The sequence below is a fragment of the Oliverpabstia intestinalis genome (assembly GCF_009696065.1).
GTDB lineage: Bacteria > Bacillota > Clostridia > Lachnospirales > Lachnospiraceae > Oliverpabstia > Oliverpabstia intestinalis.
The window spans coordinates 1-10863 of sequence record NZ_VUMS01000045.1; the positions used below are offsets into that span (position 1 = coordinate 1).

The window sequence follows — 10863 nt, forward strand, 5'->3', positions numbered from 1 at the left end:
AATTTTCCATACATAATTCTTTTTCTGTACTTTGGTATAAACACAACATGGTACTGGCATTTGTACCTTGAATGTGATAAGCTGTAACTGTCCACTTTGGACCGCCTCCTATTCTCTTTAGTATTGGCTTGAGACACCTTTACTATCGTATCATAGGAGGCTTTACTTTTCACCATACAACGTCACTACTACACGATTCGCCCCAGCATAGCTGGGGGATTAGCATTTTCATTCAGTTCTTTTCCACAATTTACTTTACGAATCGGAGTTCTTTTTGTAAATCCTGCATGCCCTGCATATTCCTGTGCACGATACCCGGTAAAGCCGACCCACATATAAGACCATGGATCTTCCCAGTCCGCCTCATACCAGGCTTCCACATCGGGACAAAGCAAAAACGCATCACCTGCGGTCAGTTCATATTTCTGATTATGAATCTCCAGTGTTCCCCTGCCACTCCTGATAATATGCAATACGTAAGTCGTACGCATATTCGGACCATATCTGTGGCCGGGTTCACAATATTCCCAGCCACAGTAGATCAGACACAGGTCTGCCGAATCCTTTTGCAGATCTTCCAGAGCACGGAATCTGGCAGAATTGGTATAGCCTGATACATGTTTCATTTTTATCAATCCACTTTCTTAATTGTATACAGTAAGGAAGCAAAATCTCCACCCTTTTTATTCAGCTCCTGTCTGTCGACCGGGATACCTGCACGCATCAGTTCATCCCCGTATGCTTCATATGTTTTTACCTGATTTCCTTCTGTATCGTAACCGTAGCGTTTTGCCAGTTCTGTGTCGAAAGAAGAGGACGGGGTCAGATCACAGCTTACCTGATATTTTGCATCCGGATCCAGACCTTCCAGTTTCAGGCGCAGCCAGGATGCATTGACTTTGTTCAGTCTCTGGTACAGTGCCGCCACTGCCTGTGTCTTATCCTGAGAAACAACCATCCATGCCGTCTCATTTCCTTCAAACGGATTCAACAGACGGTAGAAATCGCCGTTTACCTGGATCAGTTCCCGGTATTCTTTCATAAATGCAATTTGTTTTTTAACACTTGCCATCTCCGCATCACTGAGCAGATTCAGATCCAATTCATAACCGAAAGTTCCAAAGTAAGCAACATTCGCTCTTGTCTCGATCGGTGTCGTACGGTATAACTGATGGTTCGGTACCGCAGATACATGAGATCCCATGCTGACGATCGGATATACATAAGAAGTACCGTACTGGATCTTGGTTCTCTCACTGGCATCGGTATCATCACTGGTCCATGTCTGTGGTGCAAAATACAGCATGGCAGGATCAAATCTTGCGCCACCGCTTGCACAGGACTCAAACAGGATCTCCGGGAATTCTGTGGTCAGTCTAGTATACAGATCATACACACCTAAAATATATTTGTGCATCACTTTACCCTGCTGGGACGGTTCGGTTCCTTTACTGTAAGGCTCCGTCATATAACGATTCATATCCCATTTAATATAGGAAATCGAGGATTCACGGATCACTTTCGCAACCATCTCATAAATATAGTCAACCACTTCTTTTTTCGAAAAATCCAGAACAAACTGATGTCTTGCATGCGACTCAAAACGTTCCGGTGCACTGATGATCCAGTCCGGATGTGCACGGTAAAGATCACTGTCTTTGTTGACCATCTCCAGTTCTACCCACAGACCAAATTTCAATCCCAGTTCTTCTACTTTTCTGGACAGACCACTGATGCCGGATGGCAGTTTTTCCAGATTGACATACCAGTCACCCAGTCCACGGTAGTCATCGTTTCTCGCACCAAACCAGCCGTCATCCAGAACAAAGAGTTCCACACCTGCTTCTTTCGCTTTTTTCGCAATATTCAGGATTTTTTCTTCATTAAAATCAAAATAGGTTGCTTCCCAGTTGTTTAACAGGATCGGGCGTGCCTGATCTCTCCAGGTTCCGTGCATCAGACGTTTCCGGTAGATTCTGTGATATGTCTGACTCATCTTATTCAGACCCTGATCGCTGTAAACCATAACTACTTCCGGTGTCTGGAAGGATTCTCCCTGTGTCAGTTCCCAGCTGAAGTCTTCCGGGTTGATTCCCATCATCACACGGGTCATATCAAAAGTGGAGACTTCTACCTGTCCCAGATGGTTGCCGCTGTATACCAGGCTGAACCCATATACTTCGCCCTGATTTTCCGTGGTATGCGGACGTTTCAGTGCCAGGAAGGGATTATGCTCTGCACCACAGCAGGTTCCGTTCAAACTCTGGATACTCTGGATACCCATCTCCAGTTTTCTGTTTTTCACATACCGTTCTCTTGACCATCCACCGGAAAGCTGTACCATCTCATAATCCATGTCGTTGAATTCCACACTGGCACTCATGATCTTATCCAGAACGATCTTTTCGCTTCCATTATGAGAAACCTTTGCATTTCTTGTGATCACCGGATACTCTTCATAAATGGTATAAGACAGAATCAGATCGGTATCCATCACTGCATCATGAAGTGTTATTTCCAGTGTCTGTGCCTCATCCCCGCTTTCTACATAGGTGGCTGGAAGCGGAAGAATATTTTTCTTTCCGTTGTAAATCTCATGAAATGCATAAGTAAAATTCACGATCCTGCTTCCGTTCTCCTGTGCGATCGTCAGTGCCGGGCTTCTGTAATCACCGGTTCCATAAGTCGGGAATTCCTGTTTTGTATACTGCATGGAAAGGATACCCGGTTCCGGAACATTGATGGACATCTGGGAACGCATACACTCTTCATGAAGGTAGGTAAAATCTTCCCGGTCATGAATTCTCTTTCCATAATATAACTGCTCTAACTGTTCGTTTTCCATGATACGGATGATATAACTTACTTCAGCGTTATACAGATGAAAACATCTGCTCTCTTTGTGGAATACAATTGCCATTTTTTTCTCCTTTCAAACCAAGCCGGCGCACAGATCCGTCATGCCGGCTTTGTTGTCACCTTATCTTTATTGTAACTCACTTTATTTTTCTTTTATTCTATACCCCGAGAATCTTCCGCAGCTCATTGTGCGGCCGTTCCGGATTCTTCTGATAAATATCCACATAATTCCAGTCGCCGCTTCTGTCACAAAACGCCGGGTAAATAAACCCGCACTCCGGCCGTCCCGGTTCATAGTCGCCGCTGACCGGGGCGAAGATGCAGATCAGATATTCGTAGACTTCTTCTGACTCTCCCACCCGCTCATGATCTGCCGCTTTCACCGGGATATCGTAGCGGTCATGGAACATATACACGGCATAATCTCCGCAGGAACGATACTCTTCCCCTGCAATCTCATAAAAGGTATCCATCAGTGCATCATTTTTCAGTCCGCTGTTCCTGATCCCGTTTAACAGCTGCCACATCGTTCCGGCTGTCATCTGTTCTTTCGGAAACCGGTACCGTTTCAGGTTGACATTGGTTTCCGAAAACGGAACTGTTTTTGCCAGTGCCAGATTTTTCTCCTTATCTGCCGGAGACAATTTCAGAAAATTAGTATTAAAGGTTCCGTCCACATACCCTTCCCGATCCATGTAAGCTCCCGCGATCCGTGTCATCGAGGATCGTTTTACTGTCATCCGCCGGGTCAGTTCCAGCATATCTTCTCTGTTAATCCGCATAATTTTCTCTCCGTCTGCTTCTTATTTCGTGATTTCATCACTCCATAATTTCGCCGTTCGTCAAGAGTTAGCAAGCTCCCTCTGACTCTCTTGCACTCATTATATCATGATTCGCACCTTCGGTGCTTGACGCTGCTTTCGCAGCTATCATGATCCACATTCGCCGCTCCCGATGAACAAACTTCGTTTGTTCCCGCTCGCTAATACTCATTATATCATATATAGCATCACCATCAGTGGCATCGTTACGATGCACACCAGGGTGGTAAATACATTGATCGAGCTTGCATACGCAGCATCTCTTTTGTAAAGCTGAGCCATCTGTGTGATCGTTACCGCCGTCGGCGCAATTACTGCCAGCAGGCTGATCAACAGGATCGTTTTTGCATTCTCCATCGGGATCAGCGGTGCCGCCAGTTTCAGGCACAGGGTAATGATTCCCGGCACTACGATCATTTTCAAAAATACGATACCATAGATTCTCCGTTTTCCAAAGACCAGCTTCCAGTCCACACCTGCTAAAAGCATGCCGATCATCACCATACTGATCGGACCGATCATACCCGCAAGGGATGAAGTCATAGAATCAATAATCTCCGGCAGATGGATATTACACAGGAAAAATACCAGTCCTGTCAGAATCGCGATCAGATTGATATTCTGCACGATCTTCTTCAGGTTCGCCTGGCGCTGTCCCTGCATCAGGGACTGTCCGTGAGTCCATACAATGATCGTCTGTACGCACATAAAACCACTGGCATAGATTACCCATTCCTCCCCCAGGATGGACGTGACCAGCGGCAGGATCAGATTACCTGCATTGGAATAAATCAGAGACGCCGTCTCCACTTCATCCATTTTCAGAAGTTTTCTCAGGATTCCACAGACCACAAACAGCACCACATGGATCAGAATCGCCACAGCAACGGCAAGCAGAAAACCATTTCTTATCTTTGTGGAATATTCAATCTGAAAAGCATGGATCGTCACGCAGGGCAAAACCAGATAAATCGTCACCATGGAAAGTACCCTGCTGTCCTCTGTCTTTACGATTCCAAGCTTCACGATCAGAAAACCAAGTCCCATAATCAAAAACAATACAGCGATCTGCTGCATCAGCAATAAAGCAATCACTTTTTCATCCCCCATTATCTTTCCTGTGCTTATTATAAATCTCCTGACTACTTCCTACAATATATTTTTTACCATCCCTGTCTTTTTTCTGTCAAATTCCTCCGTTGTGTGCTATGATGCATATAATTATAAATGGTTACTGTTCACTCCGTTCCCGGTAACACGCTTCGCTGGATATTATATTCCATGCAATACATGACAAACAGAAGGTGAGATTTCTTTATGACATTACCAAACGAATCTTCTTCCCTCACACGGGGCGAGAAAACAAAATACAGACTGGCAGAATCCATGAAGGAATGTATGTGTCACACCCCGGTAGATGCCATCACTGTCCGCCAGATCACAGAGAACTGCGGTCTGACCAGACAGACCTTTTACCGGAACTTCATGGACAAATTTGATCTGATCAACTGGTACTTTGATAAATTACTGATCAAATCCTTTGAATACATGGGACAGGGAAAAACGGTGCAGGAAGGGTTACAGTTGAAATTCTCCTATATTGGGGAAGAAAAAGAATTTTTCCGTGCCGCCTTCCGTTATGACCGGCAGAACTCCCTGCGGGAACATGATTTTCAGCTGATCTTCCGCTTTTATCAGGATCTGATCCAGTTAAAGACCGGCGCTCCGGCATCCGATGATATCCGGTTTCTCCTTGAGATGTACTGCCACCGATCAATCTCCATGACTATCGAATGGGTACTCTCCGGCATGGCAACCTCCCCGGAAGACCTGGCACGCCTGATGGTGGAAGCCATGCCTGCGAAACTTGCAGACCTTTTTGCTTCTTTCGGCATTCTGACGGAATAAAGCAAAAATTTCTTATCAAAATGTTACATTTACCAAATTCTGTAACTTTCTTTTTTTCAAAAACATTGTTAATATAATCACAAAAGAACGGAACATCCGGAAAACGGTGATTCCCAGAAGAAAAGGAGTGTTTGTATTATGGCAAATCGTATCATGTTAAATCAGACTTCTTATCACGGAGCAGGTGCTATTCAGGAGATCGTTAATGAAGCAAAAGCACATGGATTTAAAAAGGCGTTCGTATGCTCCGACCCGGATCTGGTAAAATTCAATGTAACCTCAAAAGTTACCGACCTGTTAAAAGAAAACGGTCTGGACTATGAACTTTACAGCGACATCAAACCAAATCCAACCATTGAAAATGTTCAGCACGGTGTACAGTCCTTCAAGGAATCCGGTGCTGATTATCTGATCGCTATCGGCGGTGGTTCCTCCATGGATACTTCCAAAGCCATCGGTATTATCATCGCGAACCCGGAATTTGAAGATGTCAGAAGTCTCGAAGGTGTGGCTCCGACCAAAAAACCTTGCGTACCGATCATCGCCGTACCTACCACAGCCGGAACTGCTGCGGAAGTAACCATCAACTATGTTGTTACTGATGTGGAAAGAAAACGTAAATTCGTATGTGTTGACCCACACGACATGCCGATCATCGCTGTTGTTGACCCGGAAATGATGTCCTCCATGCCAAAAGGACTGACCGCTTCCACCGGTATGGATGCTCTGACCCATGCCATCGAAGGTTACACCACAAAAGCTGCATGGGAAATGACCGATATGTTCCATCTGAAAGCCATCGAAATCATCTCCCGATCTCTCCGCGGTGCTGTTGAAAACACCAAAGAAGGCCGTGAAGGAATGGCTCTTGGTCAGTATATCGCAGGTATGGGATTCTCCAACGTAGGTCTGGGAATCGCTCATTCCATGGCTCATACTCTTGGTGCTGTTTATGATACCCCACATGGTGTTGCCTGCGCTATGATGCTGCCGATTGTTATGGAATACAACCAGGAATGCACCGGCGAGAAGTATCGTGAGATCGCACGTGCTATGGGTGTGAAAGGTGTCGATGATATGACACAGGAAGAATACAGAAAAGCCGCTATCGATGCTGTCAAAAAACTGTCCGCTGATGTGGGAATCCCATCTGTTCTCGACGCAGTTAAAGAAGACGATCTGCAGTTTCTTGCAGAATCTGCCCACGCAGATGCCTGCGCACCGGGTAACCCAAAAGATGCCAGTGTGGAAGATCTGAAAGACCTGTTCCGTAAGATCATGAAATAAGCAACATTTATTAAACTCTGCAAAAAAAGAGGAAGTCTCCGATATGAGCTTCCTCTTTTTTATTTATCCGGCTTCCCGGATCTTTTTCAGAAATTCCTCCACCGGGAGCGGTCTGGAAAAATAATATCCCTGAATCATATCCACGCCCCACGCTTCCAGAAGTTCCACCTCTTCCTGCTCTTCTACTCCTTCTGCCACGATCGCATATCCCTGTTGCCGGAGAATCGTTACAATGTTACGATAAAACTCTCCTGCTACCTTATGCTGACGGATACCATTTAACATGGAGCGATCCATCTTGATACACTGGAACGGCAATTTCAGTACCGCATTCAAGTTGGCATACCCGGAACCAAAATCATCCATGCACAGGCCTATACCATCTTTTACAAAGACTTCCACCGCCTCATACACCTCTTCTTTGTATTCTGTCGCAACGGTCTCTGTGATCTCAAACTGAAAAAACGACGGCTCCAATCCATGTTCCCGGATAATTTCCAGCAATCGTCCGACATATCCTTTCTTCAGAAGCTGAGCCGGTGAAAGATTGTACTTAATATTTTTCAGCTGCTGCATGATTTCCGGACATTTTTGGACCATCCGGCACACTTTTCGGAACTGCTGCAGGCCAATCTCATTGATTTGTCCATTCTGCTCAGCAATCCGTATAAATATTTCCGGAGATATCGGTCCGAGACCAGGGTGATGCAGCCGGCTGAGTGCTTCTGCCGTAACAAATCTCTTTTCCCTGATCGAATAAACCGGCTGATAATATACTTCAAACAAATCTTCTTCTATCGCTCTGTAAAGATATGCTTCAATTGTTTTTTGCCGGAGAAATCCGTGCTTTACGTATTCGTCCCCCCGGACCAGCAATGTTTCCTGAGTTCTCGGAACTAGTGCCGTCAGATATCCTACATAATTCAGGAGATTTTCACTGCCAAGCTGATTCCCGTATGGTATTCCGCAGATTGCTGCTGAAAACAGAATTTCTTCCCCTTCCATGGCAATCGGACGAGAAAAATACTGCAGCAGCTTCTGCAATACTGCTTCGTATTCTTCAAAAGAGTACATTCCGATCAGTATCCTTTTCCCACTGATTCTGTAAACATAGGGACTTTCCGTAAACTCCCGTATCTGCCCTGCTATCTTTTTCAAAAAACGATCTGTCCATGGAACCCCGTAAATGGTATTCAGCTGTTTCAGCTGCCGGAGATCAACAACTGCCACATGAATATCCCGTTTGCGTCTGCACTGTTCTTCTGCCCACTCCTGAAAACATTGCATATCCAAAAGTCCTGTCAGATTATCGGTATACACATACGGGTTCTGAAAAGCAAGCAGCAGGACCATCAGACAAAGTGCTATAGCAAATCCGGTCAGCAGAACTTCCTGATAAACTCCCTGCAACAGCACACAGCTGACCATAATAAAAAGAATTTCCCAGATTATACCAAATTTTCGTTTTCCCAGTTTCTGATAATTCCGGATGCTTTCCCCACCGATCACCAGACCATACCAGACAGCCTGCATATACATCATAAGATACAGCGGCCCCCTGATATATGCTCCGTTCGCTGTGACAGAAAATAAAAGACCGGTCTGAAAATTACCCATGACCAGCACCGTAAGCACCACGGTTGGCAAAAGCAACAGACAACGTATCCCCGATAATTTTTCTTCCACTGCCCCTCCTGCCAGTGCCAGTGTATACAGATAAAGAACCGGTGGAATCAGCAGCTGGCACAGATAAAACAGCAATAAAATCACATAAAGCATTCTGGCGAATTCCGGACGACTGTTGTCAATAACAACTGTACTGACCATATCCAGTAGAATATCTCCGATTCCAAGCATCATAAAAATCTGAAATGTTTTTTCTGTCTTGTTACCTGCATACTGTCGTTGTTTCATAAAATGATGCCATAAGACAATCAGAAAGATCAGTGCTGCCACTAAAAAATCCATATTATATCTCATAGCGGGTACCTTCCTCTTGTACTTCTTCTCTTTTGTACCAGCCCTTATTGCTGTACATATTCTGATCAGCCTCGAACTTCCAGTCACTGATACTCTTTCTCATCCCCCGACTGTCCTGTAACCAGCTGAATCCCCGGGCTACTGACAGCTTCTGGTCATTGGAACGATTATATTCTTCTACCGCTGCATCCAGTCTGCGGGAAAGTTCTTCTTCGGATATTTTTATTTCCGGAAGAATCGCGCAAAACTCGTCTCCTCCTATCCGAAAACAATATCCGAGACTGCCATACGCTTTCTGGATACTCTGTGCTGCTCCAATCAGAAGTTCATCTCCGGCTCCGTGTCCATAAATATCATTTATCTGTTTCAGATGATTCATATCCATAAATATCAGCACTGCATTTTTCCAATTACAGATACCATCTTCAAGATCCTCTAAAATTTTTTCATAGGAGTACCGGTTTTTCATACCGGTCATCTGATCTTCCTGTGCCAGTTTTTTATATACCTCTGCTTCCGTCCGGAAACGCATATTTTCCACCATAGTCTTGCCAAGGCCCCACAGAAGAACAGATACAAAAACGACAATTCCCGCTTCGAAAATCAGATCGTATCCGGTAATTCCGAAAAACCAGTATAACACCAGGGTTCCCACGCCGACAAAGGCCAGAACACCGAATGCCATGAGGATCGAATATATCTGCCTGTTTTTCACTGCCTTGTATTCCCGGTATAAAAGAACACTCAGAAGGATACATCCACCCACAAGAAGCAGATGAGTAATCATCAGCATGTTGATAAGCTGAATATGGAACCAGTAGGTGCAGATACTTTGCAAAATCACATTCAGATAAAACAGAGCAATCAGCACCGATATGCTTTTATACTTCTGCATTCCTTCTGTCTCCCGCACAAACCGGATAACCGGAACACTCATAAGCATAAACGCATAAAAAGATATTTCATTGATCGCCGGTGAATAATGACTCAGATACTGCATCAGCGAAGAGTCTGTCACGCACCAGATGCCACATAAGAGCAGAAACAATCCCACATTGGCAAACCGTCGTTCTGTCATTTTCCGTGCACGAAGATACGCATAGATTCCGATTGCGAAAATACCCAGTACCAGCATACCCAGAACGATCACAAACACAGGCGCCGCATTCATGATCTGAAATCTGAAAATAGCTTCGCTGCTCCCCATATATACCGGTGTCAGTTTACACACTCCACTTTCCGGCACAGTATACAGAAAGCACAGCTGACTGCTTTTGTGTAACGCCGGCAATGTCACGCGGCATTCCAGTTTTCTTGCCATCTGCAGGTTTCTTTTAAATCCGTAATCGCGATACTGATAAATTGTTTTTCCATCCATCTGGATCTGCAGGTGATATGGTGCTCCCCAGGTGAGAAGAACCATATCTCTGTTCTCATCCGTCACTGTATCGTTATATAATTCCAGTACTGTTCCCGGATCTTCCTGAAGTGTTGTCGGAAGAGTCACTTCTGTTCTTTCCCCGTCTTTCAGATAATACCATCCATCGCTCAGATTCCGGATTTTCTGAGTTTCCCCTCTGCCAGTCATCTCTGTTTCTTTTCCGATTACCAGAATCATCAGAACAAACATCAGAAACAGACATGCCGGAAAGATTCTCTTTTTTTGCATATATTTTTGCATCTTTCCCCTCTCCATAAAACAAAGTATGTACCTTGGCACATTCTCGCGCCTGCGTCGGTCGCTTGCGGCATCTACCTTATACGTCGCAGTGTGCATCCTCGCGGAGCGTTTTTTACTTACAGGAACGCAATTTCCTGTGAAGCGAAAAAACCCCCTGAATCACATCTCTGGATTCAGGGGATTTTCATCCGTATATGTAACTAGTGTACTGACACGTTGATATTTGAATTAATGTTCTTTTCTTGATATAATTGCCATAGATGATAAAATATGTCTATGGAGGTTATTATTATGGCACGCCCTAAGAAAAATAGAGTTCAATTATCT

General features: G+C 44.7%; 8 protein-coding genes and 1 pseudogene. 2 read left to right on the forward strand and 7 right to left on the reverse strand.

The genetic code is table 11. From position 1 onward, the window contains the following. From FYJ57_RS15565 to FYJ57_RS14065, 5 genes and pseudogenes are all read right to left on the reverse strand, one after another. A pseudogene (locus tag FYJ57_RS15565) lies at positions 1–95 on the reverse strand (IS200/IS605 family transposase); the annotation flags it as partial. A 93-nt stretch (positions 96–188) separates the two neighbouring features. Next, the gene (locus tag FYJ57_RS14050) at positions 189–626 is read right to left on the reverse strand and encodes an AraC family ligand binding domain-containing protein (protein WP_154433141.1); all 438 of its coding nucleotides are present in this window, start codon (positions 624–626) and stop codon (positions 189–191) included. 5 nt (positions 627–631) lie between these two features. Continuing rightward, the gene (locus FYJ57_RS14055) at positions 632–2920 is read right to left on the reverse strand and encodes an alpha-galactosidase (protein ID WP_154433142.1); all 2289 of its coding nucleotides are present in this window, start codon (positions 2918–2920) and stop codon (positions 632–634) included. Positions 2921–3017: 97 nt separating this feature from the next. Next, positions 3018–3641: a DUF4317 family protein gene (locus FYJ57_RS14060; protein WP_154433143.1), complete on the reverse strand. Its 624-nt coding sequence runs from the start codon at positions 3639–3641 to the stop codon at positions 3018–3020. A gap of 210 nt (positions 3642–3851) precedes the next feature. Then, positions 3852–4790 carry an AEC family transporter gene (locus FYJ57_RS14065; RefSeq protein ID WP_154433144.1) on the reverse strand — a complete coding sequence of 313 codons (939 nt, stop codon included), beginning with the start codon at positions 4788–4790 and terminating at the stop codon, positions 3852–3854. A 207-nt stretch (positions 4791–4997) separates the two neighbouring features. Between FYJ57_RS14065 and FYJ57_RS14070 the strand changes: the two genes are divergently transcribed. Both FYJ57_RS14070 and fucO read left to right on the forward strand, forming a co-directional pair. Beyond that, positions 4998–5588 (forward strand): TetR/AcrR family transcriptional regulator, encoded by a 591-nt coding sequence (locus FYJ57_RS14070; RefSeq protein WP_154433145.1) that lies wholly within the window; start codon positions 4998–5000, stop codon positions 5586–5588. Between the two features lie 138 nt (positions 5589–5726). Further along, complete coding sequence (fucO, locus tag FYJ57_RS14075; RefSeq protein WP_022171955.1) at positions 5727–6875, forward strand: lactaldehyde reductase; 1149 nt, start codon at positions 5727–5729, stop codon at positions 6873–6875. A 63-nt stretch (positions 6876–6938) separates the two neighbouring features. On the opposite strand, the gene FYJ57_RS14080 is transcribed toward fucO, so the two are convergent. Both FYJ57_RS14080 and FYJ57_RS14085 read right to left on the reverse strand, forming a co-directional pair. Then, positions 6939–8855 carry a GGDEF domain-containing phosphodiesterase gene (locus tag FYJ57_RS14080; protein WP_154433146.1) on the reverse strand — a complete coding sequence of 639 codons (1917 nt, stop codon included), beginning with the start codon at positions 8853–8855 and terminating at the stop codon, positions 6939–6941. Then, the gene (locus FYJ57_RS14085; protein ID WP_205840001.1) at positions 8845–10536 is read right to left on the reverse strand and encodes a sensor domain-containing diguanylate cyclase; all 1692 of its coding nucleotides are present in this window, start codon (positions 10534–10536) and stop codon (positions 8845–8847) included. The genes FYJ57_RS14080 and FYJ57_RS14085 overlap by 11 nt, the downstream gene beginning before the upstream one ends. Positions 10537–10863 lie beyond the last annotated feature (327 nt).

Coding starts and splice junctions, on each gene's coding strand:
- FYJ57_RS14085 (WP_205840001.1), bottom strand. CDS start 10,536: ATGCAAAAATATATGCAAAAAAAGAGAATCTTTCCGGCATGTCTGTTT.
- FYJ57_RS14065 (WP_154433144.1), bottom strand. CDS start 4,790: ATGGGGGATGAAAAAGTGATTGCTTTATTGCTGATGCAGCAGATCGCT.
- FYJ57_RS14070 (WP_154433145.1), top strand. CDS start 4,998: ATGACATTACCAAACGAATCTTCTTCCCTCACACGGGGCGAGAAAACA.
- FYJ57_RS14080 (WP_154433146.1), bottom strand. CDS start 8,855: ATGAGATATAATATGGATTTTTTAGTGGCAGCACTGATCTTTCTGATT.
- FYJ57_RS14060 (WP_154433143.1), bottom strand. CDS start 3,641: ATGCGGATTAACAGAGAAGATATGCTGGAACTGACCCGGCGGATGACA.
- FYJ57_RS14055 (WP_154433142.1), bottom strand. CDS start 2,920: ATGGCAATTGTATTCCACAAAGAGAGCAGATGTTTTCATCTGTATAAC.
- fucO (WP_022171955.1), top strand. CDS start 5,727: ATGGCAAATCGTATCATGTTAAATCAGACTTCTTATCACGGAGCAGGT.
- FYJ57_RS14050 (WP_154433141.1), bottom strand. CDS start 626: ATGAAACATGTATCAGGCTATACCAATTCTGCCAGATTCCGTGCTCTG.